The sequence below is a fragment of the Sphingobium sp. MI1205 genome, assembly GCF_001563285.1.
Taxonomy (GTDB): Bacteria; Pseudomonadota; Alphaproteobacteria; order Sphingomonadales; family Sphingomonadaceae; genus Sphingobium.
Genome location: NZ_CP005188.1, coordinates 566,048 through 580,671 on the forward strand (window position 1 = coordinate 566,048; position 14,624 = coordinate 580,671).

Consider the following 14,624-nt stretch of genomic DNA (forward strand, 5'->3'; position numbering starts at 1 on the left):
TTCATCCACCTTACCAGAAGAAGTCGTGGATCACGTCGACGACATAGCCATCGCGGATATCGACCAGCAAGGCATCGTCATAGTAGCGGACCCATCTCAGCGTCCCATAGGCAGGGGGCAGGCGATAGGAGTAAGGATCATCGATCCAGTAGCTGTTGGAGAACAGCAGGCCGTTGAGGAAGATCCCGGTCGAAAAGCGGGTATAGCCATAGCTCCATCCGCGTGGCGCATAATAGCGGCCAGCCCGATAGCGGTCGCCATAGCGCGAGCGGTAGCTCCGCCAATCATATCGGCGATCCTGCCGCCAGTCATTGTCCCAGCGCCGCTGGCCGTGCCAGCGCGTCCGATCATCGAAGCGGCGCGTATCCGCCAGGCTGCCGCGCCAGTGGCCACCGCTGCTCACCCGGTTGTCGCGGCGGTTGTCCCGCCATTCCGGGCGCTGCGCCTGGCGATTGTCGCGCCAGTCCTGACGGTTGCCGGACCGGCGATCATCCCGCGATTGGTAGCGGTCGTTGTCAGCCCGATCCCGGACTCTCGCATCGCCGCGCAATGCATCGCGTGACACAGCGACACGGCCTTCAGCGCGGTTCCATTGCCGGTCAGGTTGCTGCTGCCGACGTTCAGCTTGCGGCTGCGCCGGTCTGCGGTCGGCCTGGCGCTGCTGCTGCCAGCGCTGCGCCTGATCGCGTGCGCCACTGTCGCCGCGCGGACCGCGTTGATCGCCGCCCCGGCGCGCGTTGCCGTCAGGGCGACCCGCCCGCTCTTCGCTACGACCGCGCCATCCATCTTCCCGACCTTGAGCGTAAGCCGGAGCAATGCCGCCCAAAACCGTTGCGGACATAAGTCCTGCCAACATCAAATTCTTCAGCATCATCTTCGCTTTCATAAGGGGTATCATACCCCGCATATTGCTGCTTTATGACCATGGCGATGTCGCGATGCTGAACTCTTCTGTCAGCTACCCGAAAGAATCGTTGCGGTAAGGTTGGCCTTCTTGCTGGTCTGGGCCCGATCATTACAGGCAGAAAATCGACCAACCGCTGCCTGCCTGAAGAAAAGCTGATCCAGATCAGTGCACATAGATTTCATAGCTTTTAGGAACGACCAGTGAAAAGAACGTCCAACGCTGGCCGCGTCCGACAGGCCCTTCGCGACGCGACTATGGCGAACCATCAACGCGTCGATGATTTGTTTTCGATATTTTCCTTCGACTCTCCGGCTGGATATGGCGCTTTCCTGAAAGCGCACGCGCGCGCTCTCATGCCTCTGGAGCAAATGGCCATGCCCAATGCCCCACGTTTGCCGCTTCTGATGGAGGACCTGGTCGCGCTGGGCGAGCGTTTACCAGATCCATTGCCGGTGGAGGGGCAGGGCGGCGAAGCCTTTCGCTGGGGCGCGCTCTACGCGCTGGAAGGCTCGCGGCTTGGGGGAGCGATGCTTGAGCGCCGCGTGCCACCGGGCCTGCCGCGCGCCTATCTATCCTCGGTGCACGGCAAGGGTGGATGGATAGCCTTTCAGGACGCGCTTGATCGGGCCGCGGACGGCGGCGGTGATGCGTGGATAGATGACGCGATTCGGGGCGCGGAAGCAGCCTTCGCCTTGTTCGCGGCCGGGGCCGCCGCAGAACAGGTCGGCACGCATGGCTGACGGCCACGATCCGGATTTGACCGCCTTCGCCGTCGATATCAGCAATTGCGACCGGGAGCCGATCCATGTTCCGGGCACGATCCAGCCCTATGGATTTCTGGTAGCGCTGACCGCCGATTGGCTGGTGTCGCGCGTTTCCGCCAATAGCGGAGAGTTTATTGGTCTGACGCCGGCCGATATGCTTGGCCGGCCGATCAGCGACCTGTTTCGCGGGGAAGCGATTCACTCGCTGCGCAATCGCATCACGTTGCTGCGCGGTCCCGATGCGGTTGAGCGTATATTTTCGCTGAGCCTGATCGAAGGACTGCCGCCGTTCGACGTTGCGGTTCACTTTTCCGGGTCGCTGGTGGTGATCGAGGCGGAACCGGCCTGCGCGGATGAGATGGAGGCGACCAGCATGGTTCGATCCATGGTCGCGCGGCTGGCGCAGACGGACAGCATGGCGGCTTTTCTGCGCGATGGCGCGCGGCAGGTGAGGGCGCTGACCGGCTTTGACCGGGTGATGGTCTATCAGTTCGCGGAAGGCGGCGACGGCGAAGTCGTGGCGGAGGCGTTGCGCCCCGGCATCGACAGCTTTTTCGGCCTTCATTATCCCGCGTCCGACATTCCGGTTCAGGCTCGCGCGCTGTATCTGCGTAACATATTCCGCATCATCGCGGATGTGCAGGCGAAGCCGGTGCCTGTCGTCCCCGTTCTTGATCCCGCCGGCGTGGCGCTCGACATGTCGCTGTGCCTGCTGCGTGCGGTGTCGCCCATTCATATCGAATATCTGGGCAATATGGGCGTGGGGGCCTCGCTCTCAATCTCGATCATCGTCGATGGGCGGCTGTGGGGGCTGTTCGCCTGCCATCATTATGGGCCACGGCTGCCGAGTTTTGCCCAGCGCAGTGCTGCGGAACTGTTCGGCCAGATCTTTTCCATGATGCTGGAAAGCCGCGAGCGGGCGCAGACGGCGGATTATGAAGGAAAGGCGCGACAGGTCGCCGACCGGCTGATGTCCGCCGTCGCGCAGGATCACGACCTTCTTTCCAACGCCCGCTGGCTGGGCGATGTCATCTTCGACACGATCCCCGCCGATGGGGTCGGGGTTTATATTGATGGCGAAATGACACTGGCGGGGCTTACGCCTGACAAATCCGCCTTTGTGGCGATCATCGGGGTACTTAATCGCGCTGCCGCAAGTCAGGTCTATACCACGGACAGCCTTGTTCGGTTGATGCCGGAGGCCGCCGCTTATGCGGATCGGGCAGCCGGGCTGCTTGCGATTCCTCTGTCCCGTCGTCCGCGCGATTATGTCGTCCTGTTCCGCGCGGAGCAGATGCGTTCGGTGCGCTGGGCGGGTAATCAGGAAAAACACATTGAATATGGCCCTAACGGTCCCCGTCTGACACCGCGCAAGAGCTTCGAGGAATGGTCGGAACTGGTGAAGGGTACGGCGCTGCCCTTCAGCGCGGCAGAACTGCGAGTGGCGGAAGCCCTGCGCACCGCTTTGCTCGAAGTCGTCCTGCGCCTGTCGGATTCGGCCAATGAGGAGCGGCAGAGAGCGCACGAAAAGCAGGAATTGCTGATCGCCGAACTCAATCACCGGGTCCGCAACATATTGTCGCTGATCCGGGGCCTGTTGTCACAAACGAAGGACAGCGCACGGTCCGTGGAGGAATTCATCGCGACGCTGGAAAGCCGGATCCAGGCGCTGGCGCGCGCCCATGACCAAATTACCGCTGATCGCTGGGCTCCGGCCCGGTTGCAGGATCTGATCGAAGTGGAGGCAGGGGCCTATCTGGGCGAACGGCGCGATCGGGTGAAGCAGACTGGCCCCAATGTTCTGTTGACCCCGTCGGCCTTTACCGTCCTGGCCTTGGTCATCCACGAACTGCTGACCAATGCGGCGAAATATGGGGCCTTGTCCGACGGCGGAACGGTCGCGATCGACTGGCATGTCGATGCCGACGGCAGCCTGTTGCTGCACTGGCTGGAAAGTGGAGGCCCCGCTGTCGTTGCTCCCAGCCGCCGGGGCTTTGGATCGACCGTGATCGAACGGTCGATACCCTATGATCTGGATGGCAGGGCTGAAATCGCCTATCGCCTGGCGGGCGTGGAAGCGCATTTCTGCATTCCGTCCGCGCACATCGTGTCCGTTCTGCCTGATGTTGTCGGCGCGGAGCGGGCAAAGCCAGCGCCTGCACCCGCCCCGGAACTGCTGAAGGGACGCAACGTCCTGCTGGTCGAGGACAACATGATCATCGCCATGGATGGCGAGGATGCGCTACGCGACCTGGGGGCAGAGGTGGTCACAGTCGCCAGCGTCAGCCGGGCGAGGGAGGCCATTGACCTGGGGCGCATCGATTTTGCCGTGCTCGACTTCAATCTGGGTACTGAAACGAGTTTGCCGATCGCTGACCTGCTGGCAGCGCGGGGCATCAGCTTCCTTTTCGCAACGGGCTATGGCGACGGGCTGGACCTGCCTGAGCGGTTTGGCGACATCACTCTGATCAAGAAGCCCTATTCGGGTACGACCCTGGGCCAGGCCATCGCACCCGTGATCGCCGGGCAGGGTCGTTAGCGCGGCAGAAACCGACCGTTTCATTACATGTTCTTGCATGAAGCCGTCCGCCCCCTGATGTTCGGCGCATGAAACAGCCCAGCCTTTACATCCCGCACGGCGGCGGTCCCTGCTTCTTCACGGACCCGGCCAATCCGGATCGGCCGTCTGGTGATCCGATGTGGCAACCGATGCAGGACTATCTCGCCCAACTGATCGAGAGCTTGCCTGAGCCTCCGCGCGCGATGCTGATCGTTTCGGCCCATTGGGAAGAACCGCTATTTACCGTTCACAACGGTGAAGCGCCGACGCTGCTGTTCGACTATTATAATTTTCCGCCCCATACCTACGCGTTGCACTGGGATGCGCCGGGGGCCCCCGCCGTCGCCGCGCGGGCAACCGAACTGCTTCGCCAAGGCGGGTTTGCTGTCGCAGAGGAAAGCGAGCGGGGCTGGGACCACGGCATATTCATTCCGATGAAGGTCGCGCGGCCGCAGGCCGACATCCCGGTCGTCCAGCTGTCGCTGCGCACGGGGCTGGATCCGGCAGCACATATTACTGCGGGCCGCGCGCTCGCGCCTCTGCGCGACGAAGGCGTGGTGATCATCGGATCGGGCATGAGCTTTCATAATATGCGCGTGCGGGATTCCGAGGCGAGAACGCCCTCGATCATGTGGGACGAAGCGCTGACTGACGCGGTGACCGATGGTCATGTGGAGCGCCGCGCGGATCGCGTTGCCGCGTGGGAGGCGCTGCCACAGGCTCGCTTCGCTCATCCGCGCGAAGAACATCTGTTGCCATTGATGGTGGCGCTGGGCGCGGGCGGCGACGATGCAGGTCGCGCCGATCATCATAGCGCAGTGCGCGGCTGGCCTATATCGGCCTATCGTTTCGGCTGAGCGAGGGTCAGGGGCGGCGAAGCGCCGGAACGGCGCGGGCAGCGTCTTCAGGTTGGACGCCGGGCGGGGGCGCAGCCTCGACCTGCTCTTCGCCGCGCATGATCCGGCCAGCGCGCCTTATCGCGCCCCGCAGCCGGGGATAGATGCCGCAGCGGCAGATATTGGTGATTGCGGCGTCTATCTCTTCGTCGCCCGGATCATTGTTACGCTTCAGCAGTACGGCGGCCGCCATGATCATGCCGGGGACGCAATAGCCGCATTGCGAGACGTTGTCGGCGGCGAAGACCTGCTGCAACGGGTGGCCGCGATCGGGTGAAAGGCCTTCGATGGTCGTGACGAAGCGGCCCTCCGTCTCCCCGATCGACACCTGGCAGGATCGAACCGCCAGGCCATCGATGTCCACTGTGCAGGCGCCGCAATCGCCGGTGCCGCAGCCATATTTGGTGCCCGTGAGGTTCGATGCATCCCGCAGCGCCCACAGCAGCGGGGTTTCGGGATCCATCCTGTATTGGACAGGCCGATCATTGACGGTGAACTTCGTCATCCGGCCTCATCCTCCTCCACCTTGTGATAGAGTACCTCGTTGCGGATGTGGATGATGCGTGACGCGAGGCGGATTTCCTGAATGAAAGTAGCAAAGGCCCCGGCCTGAAGCAGCATTGAAAGGCTGAACAGGATTGCAATCGCCGTACCGAGATGCGCGTCGAACAGGTTGCCCGCGAACAGCAGGATGACGACCAGGCAAACGGCGCAGGCAGACACGACCGAGAGGAAGATCGCCGCGTTGACGACGCTCATTCGCCGGTCCAGCACGCGAATTTCGCTTACCAGGCGATCATGTTCCTTGCCGCGCGAGTTGAGAATCTTTTCCTCCACCCGCCTTGCCCGGTCGATGATACGCGCAAGCCGCCCGACGCAGACGTTGAGGAAAGCGCCGATGCCCGCGAGCAGGAACACCGGCGCCAAGGCAAGTTGAATCGTCTGCGAGACGAGGGAGACCTGGGGCACGGGGATCATCGGTGACAGCGCCTCGCCTGCAACCCGTCTTTTCCTTCTGTCAGGCAGCGCCCTTGGCGGGCGTGTTGACGCCCATGGATTTCAGATATTGCTTGATGTTGCGTGCGGCCTGCCGCAGCCGCTGCTCATTCTCGACCATCGCGATGCGTACGAAACCCTCGCCATCCTCGCCATAGCCGACGCCTGCGGCGACTGCGACCTTGGCGTGGATGAGGAGCTGCTTGGAAAATTCCAGGCTGCCCATATCCTTGAGCGCGGGGGGCAGTGGCGCCCAGGCGAACATCGACGCCTTTGGCGCGGGGATTTCCCAACCCGCGCGGCTGAACGCCTCGACCATGACGTCGCGGCGCTTGTGATAGAGCTCGCGGTTCTTCTGGACGATGTCCTGCGGCCCGTTGAGCGCCGCGCAGGCAGCGGCCTGAATGGGCGTGAACGCGCCATAATCCAGATAGGACTTCACCCGTTTCAAGGCCGCGATCAGCTGGCGGTTGCCCACCGCGAAGCCGATACGCCAGCCCGCCATGGAATAGGTCTTGCTGAGCGATGTAAACTCGACCGCAACATCCTTCGCGCCCGGTACTTGCAGGATCGAGGGCGTCGGATTGCCGTCATAATAAAGCTCGGAATAGGCGAGGTCGGAAAGAACCCAGACCTTGTTCTCTTTCGCCCAGGCGACCAGCCGCTCGTAAAAGGCAAGGTCGACCGTCTCCGCCGTCGGATTGCTGGGATAACCGACCACCAGGATCGAAGGGCGCGGCACGGTAAAGGCCATCGCCCGCTCCAGCGACTTCCAGTAATTTTCGTCCGGCGTGGTCGGAACCGACCGGATGGTCGCGCCCGCGATGATGAAGCCGAACATATGGATCGGATAGCTGGGATTGGGCGCCAGCACGACGTCGCCGGGGGCAGTGATCGCTGTGGCCAGGCTCGCCAGGCCTTCCTTCGACCCCATGGTCACGACCACTTCGGTTTCCGGATCAAGATCGACGCCAAAGCGCCGGCCATAATAGTTCGCTTGCGCGCGACGCAGGCCGGGTATGCCCATCGACTGGGAATAGCCATGTGCGCTCGGTTTCTGCGCGACTTCGCACAGCTTGGCGATCACATGGTCGGGAGGGGGCAGATCGGGATTGCCCATGCCCAGGTCGATAATGTCCTCGCCCGCGGCTCGCGCGGCGGCCCGCATCGCGTTGACTTCGGCGATGACATAGGGCGGCAGGCGCTTCATGCGGTAGAATTCTTCGGACATTATAGGGCTTTCCTGAAAGGTCTCCGTAGGGGATAGTGCTGCGACAGCTTTCGATGCGACGCGCTTCGGCTATAACCCGGCGATCCGTTTCGCGCCAGTGAAAGCGGCGGGTAGGATGATGCCAGGAGCAGGAAGGTGGCCATGGAAGCGCAAGACCTCAATGAACCGCATCTGCCGACGCTGGAACAGATGCAGCAGTGGACAGAAGTGCTTGGCCGCGCGCAGCAATTGATGCTGGAACAGGCAGCCGGGGCGACCGGTCGAGCGTTGCCTTTCGACCCGCAAATGCTCTCCCGCGTCCAGACCGGCTTCGCCAATGAAGGGCTTGCCTTGTGGCAGCGCTTCCTCGATTCGGGGGGCATGCTGCGCGACCGGGTCGAACCGCCGCCACCCGGCAGCCCGGCGGCGCGCAAGGACAGGCGTTTCGCCGATCCCGCATGGACCAACCATCCCTTTTATGACCTTATCCGGCAGAGCTATCTGCTGCTGTCCGATTATCTGTTGAAGATGGCGGATGCGGTGGATGGCGTCGATCCCAAGCAGAAGGCAAAGCTACGTTTTGCCACTAACGGCCTGCTCGATGCCATGGCGCCCAGCAATTTCCCGCTCACCAACCCGCTCGTCGTCGAAAAGACGATGCAGAGCGGGGGCGAAAATCTGGTGAAGGGTCTGCAGCATATGCTGGCCGACATCGAAAAGGGCCAACTTACCCATACTGATGGCACGCAGTTCGAGGTTGGTCGCAATCTGGCCGCGACCCCGGGCAAGGTGATAAAGGAAACGCCGCTTTACCAGCTGATCCATTATGCGCCGAGTACGGCGAAGGTGCTGGAAACCCCGCTGATCATCTTCCCGCCATGGATCAACCGCTTCTACATTCTGGACCTGGCGCCTGAAAAGAGCTTCGTCAAATGGGCGGTCGATCAGGGGTTGAGCGTGTTCCTGGTGTCCTGGAAATCGGCCGATGCGTCGATGAAGGATATTGTCTGGGACGATTATATCCTGCGCGGCCAGATCGATGCGATCGATACGGTGCGCGAATTGCTGGGCGTCCCCAGCGTCCATACCATCGGTTACTGCGTCGCGGGCACGACGCTGGCCGCTACGCTGGCGCTGCTGGCCGCGCGGGGCGAGGCTGACAAGGTGGCGAGCGCGACCTTCTTTACCGCGCAAGTCGATTTCAGCGAGGCAGGCGACCTGGCCGTCTTCATCGACGATGATCAGATGAAGCTGCTGGAGCCGTTGTCGGCCGGCGGGTTCCTGGACGGGCGCTACATGGCCGCGACCTTCAATCTGCTGCGCGGGCGCGATCTTATCTGGAATTATGTCGTCAACAATTACCTGCTGGGGGAGGATTATCCCCCCTTCGACCTGCTCTATTGGAATGGCGACACGACCAACCTGCCCGCGCGGTGGCACAAGGATTATCTCTGCCAGCTGTACCGCGACAATCTGATGGTGAAGCCGGGCGCGCTGAGCGTGGACGGCACCCCGCTCGACCTGCGGAAGATCCACACACCCGCCTATGTGCAGGCCGGGCGCGAGGACCATATCGCGCCTGCCGAAAGCGTGTGGAAGGCGACCCAGCATTTTTCCGGGCCGTTGCGCTTTCTGCTTGCGGGGTCGGGTCATATCGCGGGCGTGATAAATCCGCCCGCTGCCGGCAAATATCAATATTGGACCTGTGATGAGTTGCTGGACAGTCTGGACGCCTTTATTGCAGGTGCGAAGGAAACCAAGGGAAGCTGGTGGCCCGACTGGATCGAATGGATTCGATCAATAGGCGATTCAACCGTGGTTGCGACCAAAGGTGCGCGCATGCCAGGAGGGGGACGGCTCAAGGCTATCGAGGATGCGCCTGGACGCTACGTAAAGGGACAATAACTCCCTGATTTTTCCTCCAGGTTCGGCGCGAGTCGATCGCGGAATCGCTCACATTGAAACGACGTTGCTGCACTGCACAATAGCACTTGCATTGTCGGGTGCTGATGTGTATTGTGCACTGCAACAACGGAGGACGTTTTATGGCAGTGACTCCAAAGTCATCTCGTCGCAAGCCGGGGATAAAAAAATCCTCATCGACCCTTTCGGCAGCTGAAGCGCTTAAGGCTGCGGAAGCGGCGGTCGGGGTCAATCCCAGCGTCGCTCCGTCGGTGAAGTCGGTAGTCGTCAAGAAGCCCGCCGCACCCAAGCCCTCGGCTGCCGCCAAAGTGAATCCGGCTGCAATCGTTGCTGCGACCACCGCCGCCGATGCGGCGCCCGAACCGGCCACTCCACCAGCAGTCGAACCTGTGCCCTCGGCACCTGTGCCCCTGGTAGAAGAGGCAAAGGTTGAACCCCCGGAAGTCAAGAGCCTGTCATCTAAGGCCGGGCCGATAGAGCCCGAATCGCTGCCCGCCACAGAAGGAACCAAGATAATGAACGATGTAATCGAAACCGGAAAGAAGTTCGCTGAAGAGACCAAGGCCAAGCTGGAAACGGCCTATGCCGATTTCAACGAAAAGGCGAAGGCCAGCGTTGAAAAGTCGACCAAGGCCATCGAAGAGCTGAGCGACATCGCCAAGGGCAATGTCGAGGCGCTGGTTGAATCCGGCAAGATTGCTGCGAAGGGCATCGAGACCCTGGGTCAGGACGCTGTCGATTACAGCCGCAAGAGCTTTGAAAAGGCGACCGCGTCTTTCAAGAGCTTCTCCACGGTTAAGACGCCGACCGAGTTCTTCCAGCTTCAGAGCCAGCTTTTCTCCAGCAGCTTCGACGAGCTGACCAAGGAAGCGGCCAAGAGCAGCGAAGCGCTGATCAAGCTGGCGGGTGACGTAGCCCAGCCGCTCACCGCTCGCGTGACCGTGGTGACCGACAAGGTGAAGTCGATCGCCGCCTGATCTGCGGCGCTCTTTCGACGGACAAATGTGGCGGCTCCTGCCTTTGGCGGGTGCCGCCACTGTTGGTTACCGCACAACCTACGATGACTTGTGCCCTGCGCCCTTGCCATGCCAGGTGGAATCGCCATATTCTCATCCGACATGAGCAGCACCAGCACAGCGGCATATCCCATCACCATGGCGGGCAGGGATCAGGACGACCAGGGGGATGGCCCCGGCGGCCCCAATGTGGGCATCGCCACGCGCACACGATCACGCACGAAAAAGCCTTCGCTCTACAAGGTATTGATGTTGAACGACGACTATACGCCGATGGAATTCGTCGTGCATGTGCTGCAGCAATTCTTCCGCATGGACATGGAAGAAGCGACCCGCGTGATGCTGCACGTCCATCAACGCGGGGTCGGCGTATGCGGCATCTTCAGCTATGAGGTGGCGGAGACGAAGGTCAATCAGGTGATGGACTTTGCCCGGCAGAATCAGCATCCTCTTCAATGCACGCTGGAAAAGGCGTGACCGCATAGCGGTGGCGCGCCGGTCCAGGGCGTCCGTTACGGTTATCTAATTTTAACGATAACTGGCTAGCTCAGCAGGGTGATGTCTGAGCCGCTACGTTCTCCTTCTTCCCCGCTGACGCCGGTGATCGCTGGCGTGATCTATTTTCTCATGGCGTCGCTCGCCTTGCTCTGCTCGCGGTTTGAAGGCGGATTGGCGTTCATATGGGCCGCCAACGCGCTGCTGATGGCGGAACTGCAAACATCCAAAACCAGCTATTGGCCACGCGTCATCCTGGCATGCGGCGTGGCCAGCATGATTTCGACGGCCCTGTTTGGCATGGGACCGCTGGCCGCTTTGCCGATGGCCCTCATCAACATTGCCGAGTCCCTGATCGTAGCGACTTTATGCCGCCGCTTCATTCCCGTGCACCTGACGGATGGATCGAAACGATCATTGCTGGTCTTCATAGCCGCGCTTTGTGTGCCCGCGAATATCATCGCAGGCCTGGGCGCTGCGCTGGTCGCCGCTACGTTGACCCGGGTGGATTTCGGGCCATCCTGGCTTCAATGGTATAGCGGCCATGTGCTGGGCGGCCTCACCTGCACGCCAATCCTTGCCATGCTGCTGCAGGGACAGGTGAGCCGCTGGGTAAAGGAAACGCCGAAGAAGAAGAAGTTGGAGGCGCTGGGGCTTCTTATCCTTTTTGCGCTGGTGACTGCCCATGTCTTTTTCCTGGCGCGCTATCCGATGCTCTTCCTGCTGCTCTTGCCTCTGGTTGCGATCGCCTTTCGCATCGGGTCGCTTGGGGCGGCTGCATCGGTGGTGGTGCTTGCGGCGATCGGTGGCGCGGCGACGGTGTCCGGCTACGGCCCGCTGAATTTGATTTCGGGCAGCATCGGGGAACGCACCCAACTGTTCCAGGTTTTCCTGGCATTCAGCTTTCTGCTCTCCATGCCGCTGGCGGCTGAACTCAATGGTCGGCGTCGACTGTTCCAGATGCTTCAGGCGAGCGAGGCGCGATATCGCGCGATCGCCGAACATAGCGGCGACGTAGTGCTGAACGTCAGTGTGGACGGAATCATAGAATATGCCTCGCCATCCGCCGCTGAGCAGATTGGGTGCGCGCCCGGCATGCTGGTCGGTCGGTCGGCGGAGGTGCTTGTCGATCCTGAGGACCGGGCCGAAGTGATCCGTGCGCACCGCCGTGCGCTCGCGCAGCCGGGTGATGTCCAGACCGTCGAGTTCCGTCCGTCGATTTCCGCAGATGGCCTGGATTGGTGTGAGATGGTGACGCGCGCCATGCTTGATGAACAGGGCTTGCCGACCGGCGTCGTCAGCACCGTCCGTGACATGTCGCGGCACAAGGCCCGCCAGCGCGCCCTGCAACGGGTCGCGGCGGTGGACACGCTGACCGGCGCCGATAGCCGCTGGGCGTTCCTGGAAAAGCTGGAACAGGAAATTCAGCGGGTGGCGCGGGGTGCCCAAGCCTGCCTGCTGCTTATCGATATCGACCATTTCAAGTCCGTCAACGACCGCTTCGGCCACGGGGTCGGGGACAAGGTGTTGTCCGGCTTCGTCGAGCGCCTGCGCCCCGGATTGCGCGGAGGCGACAGCATCGGTCGCCTTGGAGGGGAGGAGTTTGCGATTCTCCTGACCGGAACGGACATCCAGCGGGCAAGCATGGTGTGCGAGCGGTTGCGAAAGATGGTCTCCGCCCAACGCATCAGCGCCCAGACGTCGGACACCATCACCGTCACGTTCAGCGCCGGCCTGGTCGAACTTGACGGGAAAAGTGGCCGGACCGAACTACTGGAAGTCGCCGACAAGGCGCTATACCGCGCCAAGCATAGCGGCCGGAACTGCCTGCGTCTGGCAGCCTAGGTCGATTGGATCGGAATAAGGGGTTCGAGACATCCCATCACAAAATATGCCGGATGATATGTTGTAACTTACAGCTCGCTGGCTTATGTAGCGGCCATGATGCCAATCAGCCTCCACTCCAGCCTTTCGAACGGTCGCATCGATCGCATCGCAATTGCGCTGTCTGGCGCGTGCGCGGCGCATTGTGTCGGAACCGCTGTTGTGCTGGGGGTGCTTGCATCAGCCGGTGGGATTTTCGAGAATCCCCTCTTCCATGAAGTCGGACTGGTGCTTGCCATCCTGCTGGGGGCGGTGGCGTTGGGACACGGCGCCATCAGGCATGGCTTCATGATGCCTGCCGCGATCGGGTCGCTTGGCCTTGGGATCATGGCAGGCGCGATGACACTGGACCATGGATGGCTCGAAAGCGCCTATACCTTGCTGGGCGTCGCGACGTTGGCGTTGGGCCACGACCTCAATCACCGCGCCGGGCGTTAGGATCAGAGATCGCCTGGAGGAATAAAAAAGGGGGCCAAAGCCCCCCTTTTTGTCTTGGCAAAGGCTCGCTGGTCAGGCGTGCTTGCGGCTATGATGCTCGCCCTTCACCCAACGCACGGTGCCCGTGCTGGCGCGCATGACGACGCTGTCGGTGGTGAGCTTGCCGCCGGGCAACCGCTTTACGCCGCCCAGCAACGACCCGTCGGTGACGCCGGTCGCCGCGAAAATGCAGTCGCCCTTGGCCAGTTCCTTCAGGTCATAGACCTTGTCGAGATCCGTAATGCCCCATTTGAAGGCGCGGGCGCGTTCGTCATCGTTGCGGAACAGCAGCTTGCCCTTGAACTGTCCACCCACGCAGCGCAGCGCGGCGCAGGCCAGAACTCCCTCCGGTGCACCGCCTGAACCCATATACATGTCGATATTGGTCTCTGGATCGGTGGTTGCGATCACCCCAGCGACATCGCCATCGGGGATCAGCATGATGCCGCATCCGATAGCGCGCAGTTCGGCGATCAGCTTTTCATGGCGCGGACGGTCCAGCACGCAGACGATGATTTCATTCGGGTCAACGCCCTTTGCCTTGGCCACCGCTTCGACATTTTCCCGCACCGGCCTGTTGAGATCAATGATGCCGTCCGGATAGCCGGGACCGACCGCCAGCTTTTCCATATAGACGTCCGGTGCGTTGAGCAGGCCGCCTTCTTCGGAAATGGCGAGGACGGCGAGGGCATTGGGTCCGGCCTTTGCCGTGATGGTCGTCCCTTCCAGCGGATCGAGGGCGATATCGATCTTTGGTCCGGTGCCGATCGCGTTGCCTACCTTTTCCCCGATGTAGAGCATTGGCGCTTCGTCGCGCTCACCCTCGCCGATGACGACGGTGCCGTCCATGTAGAGATCGTTGAAGGCGAGGCGCATCGCTTCGACCGCAGCGGCGTCGGCCGCCTTTTCATCCCCGCGCCCGATCAGCTGGGAAGCAGCGATGGCGGCCGCTTCAGTGACGCGCACCATCTCAAGCACCAAGACACGATCGAGAATCGAGCTAGCCTGCACCATGATAATCCCTCTGCTGTCTCTTTGTTGACAGGGCGATAGGAGGTCATCCGGGCCTTGTCGAGCCATCCCGCGGGTATCCAACCGCTTTTCGCGGCGCGTATGCAACGGAAGGTCGTCTGTGGCGTTGGACCGACTAATAAATTCAAAGGGTCGTGATGATAATCGCCGCGCTGCTCGCCGCCAGCCTTGCCCAGTCCGATACCCTGCCAGACAAAAATCCTCGCCCTTCCGTCGCTCCCTGTCACGCTGTGCCTGCTCTCTGCATCTCCAGTCGGCAGGACGACGACCGATTGATCGTCGATGGCGGCGGTCGGGGCGTTGACAACAAGATGAGCGCCTACCGCTTCGACGCGCGGCCTTGCCGGGTGATTGGCAATATGGGCTGCCCCAAGCGGCCCCGAATTCGGCTGTTTCGGCTGGGCGAGCCGTTGCGCGAGACGCTCCTGAAGAGCTTCATGCCGCGCTGAAGGCGCTAAATCGCG

15 protein-coding genes are annotated in these 14,624 nt (G+C 61.7%); 9 read left to right on the forward strand and 6 right to left on the reverse strand.

Annotated elements, in window-relative coordinates:
- Positions 1-10: 10 nt before the first annotated feature.
- Together K663_RS02790 and K663_RS24525 are read right to left on the reverse strand one after the other, a co-directional pair.
- A complete protein-coding gene (locus K663_RS02790; RefSeq protein ID WP_235589495.1) occupies positions 11-841 on the reverse strand; it encodes an RcnB family protein in 831 nt (276 codons plus the stop codon).
- 113 nt (positions 842-954) lie between these two features.
- Complete coding sequence (locus K663_RS24525) at positions 955-1,248, reverse strand: hypothetical protein (protein WP_162492760.1); 294 nt, start codon at positions 1,246-1,248, stop codon at positions 955-957.
- Between the two features lie 27 nt (positions 1,249-1,275).
- On the opposite strand from K663_RS24525, the gene K663_RS02795 reads away from it, so the two are divergent.
- The 3 genes from K663_RS02795 to K663_RS02805 all read left to right on the forward strand — a co-directional run bounded on the left by K663_RS02795 (position 1,276) and on the right by K663_RS02805 (position 5,088).
- Complete coding sequence (locus tag K663_RS02795) at positions 1,276-1,647, forward strand: biliverdin-producing heme oxygenase (RefSeq protein ID WP_443018987.1); 372 nt, start codon at positions 1,276-1,278, stop codon at positions 1,645-1,647.
- Positions 1,640-4,210 carry an HWE histidine kinase domain-containing protein gene (locus K663_RS02800; RefSeq protein WP_062113772.1) on the forward strand — a complete coding sequence of 857 codons (2,571 nt, stop codon included), beginning with the start codon at positions 1,640-1,642 and terminating at the stop codon, positions 4,208-4,210. The genes K663_RS02795 and K663_RS02800 overlap by 8 nt, the downstream gene beginning before the upstream one ends.
- Before the next feature lie 68 nt (positions 4,211-4,278).
- A complete protein-coding gene (locus K663_RS02805; protein ID WP_062113776.1) occupies positions 4,279-5,088 on the forward strand; it encodes a DODA-type extradiol aromatic ring-opening family dioxygenase in 810 nt (269 codons plus the stop codon).
- Positions 5,089-5,095: 7 nt separating this feature from the next.
- Here the strand turns inward: K663_RS02805 and K663_RS02810 are convergent, their stop codons facing one another.
- From K663_RS02810 to K663_RS02820, 3 genes are read right to left on the reverse strand one after another with little or no spacing between them, the layout of a single operon-like run.
- Positions 5,096-5,632 (reverse strand): (2Fe-2S)-binding protein, encoded by a 537-nt coding sequence (locus tag K663_RS02810; protein ID WP_062113779.1) that lies wholly within the window; start codon positions 5,630-5,632, stop codon positions 5,096-5,098.
- Positions 5,629-6,105 carry a DUF2721 domain-containing protein gene (locus K663_RS02815; protein ID WP_062113782.1) on the reverse strand — a complete coding sequence of 159 codons (477 nt, stop codon included), beginning with the start codon at positions 6,103-6,105 and terminating at the stop codon, positions 5,629-5,631. The genes K663_RS02810 and K663_RS02815 overlap by 4 nt, the downstream gene beginning before the upstream one ends.
- Positions 6,106-6,145: 40 nt before the next feature.
- Positions 6,146-7,354, reverse strand: a complete 1,209-nt coding sequence (locus K663_RS02820) for an LL-diaminopimelate aminotransferase (RefSeq protein WP_062113784.1) — start codon at positions 7,352-7,354, stop codon at positions 6,146-6,148.
- Positions 7,355-7,495: 141 nt separating this feature from the next.
- Here K663_RS02820 and K663_RS02825 point away from each other — a divergent pair, with 141 nt between their 5' ends.
- The 5 genes from K663_RS02825 to K663_RS02845 all read left to right on the forward strand — a co-directional run bounded on the left by K663_RS02825 (position 7,496) and on the right by K663_RS02845 (position 13,089).
- Positions 7,496-9,238, forward strand: coding sequence for a PHA/PHB synthase family protein (locus tag K663_RS02825; protein ID WP_062113786.1), 1,743 nt, complete (start codon positions 7,496-7,498; stop codon positions 9,236-9,238).
- A gap of 140 nt (positions 9,239-9,378) precedes the next feature.
- Positions 9,379-10,233, forward strand: a complete 855-nt coding sequence (locus tag K663_RS02830) for a phasin family protein (protein ID WP_062113787.1) — start codon at positions 9,379-9,381, stop codon at positions 10,231-10,233.
- Positions 10,234-10,374: 141 nt separating this feature from the next.
- Positions 10,375-10,749 (forward strand): ATP-dependent Clp protease adapter ClpS, encoded by a 375-nt coding sequence (gene clpS, locus K663_RS02835; protein ID WP_235589496.1) that lies wholly within the window; start codon positions 10,375-10,377, stop codon positions 10,747-10,749.
- An 81-nt stretch (positions 10,750-10,830) separates the two neighbouring features.
- Positions 10,831-12,612: a sensor domain-containing diguanylate cyclase gene (locus K663_RS02840; RefSeq protein ID WP_062113789.1), complete on the forward strand. Its 1,782-nt coding sequence runs from the start codon at positions 10,831-10,833 to the stop codon at positions 12,610-12,612.
- A 99-nt stretch (positions 12,613-12,711) separates the two neighbouring features.
- Positions 12,712-13,089 (forward strand): MerC domain-containing protein, encoded by a 378-nt coding sequence (locus tag K663_RS02845; RefSeq protein ID WP_062120200.1) that lies wholly within the window; start codon positions 12,712-12,714, stop codon positions 13,087-13,089.
- Between the two features lie 72 nt (positions 13,090-13,161).
- On the opposite strand, the gene glpX is transcribed toward K663_RS02845, so the two are convergent.
- Positions 13,162-14,142: a class II fructose-bisphosphatase gene (gene glpX, locus K663_RS02850; protein ID WP_062113790.1), complete on the reverse strand. Its 981-nt coding sequence runs from the start codon at positions 14,140-14,142 to the stop codon at positions 13,162-13,164.
- A 152-nt stretch (positions 14,143-14,294) separates the two neighbouring features.
- On the opposite strand from glpX, the gene K663_RS02855 reads away from it, so the two are divergent.
- Complete coding sequence (locus K663_RS02855) at positions 14,295-14,609, forward strand: hypothetical protein (protein WP_145902217.1); 315 nt, start codon at positions 14,295-14,297, stop codon at positions 14,607-14,609.
- Positions 14,610-14,624: the final 15 nt, after the last annotated feature.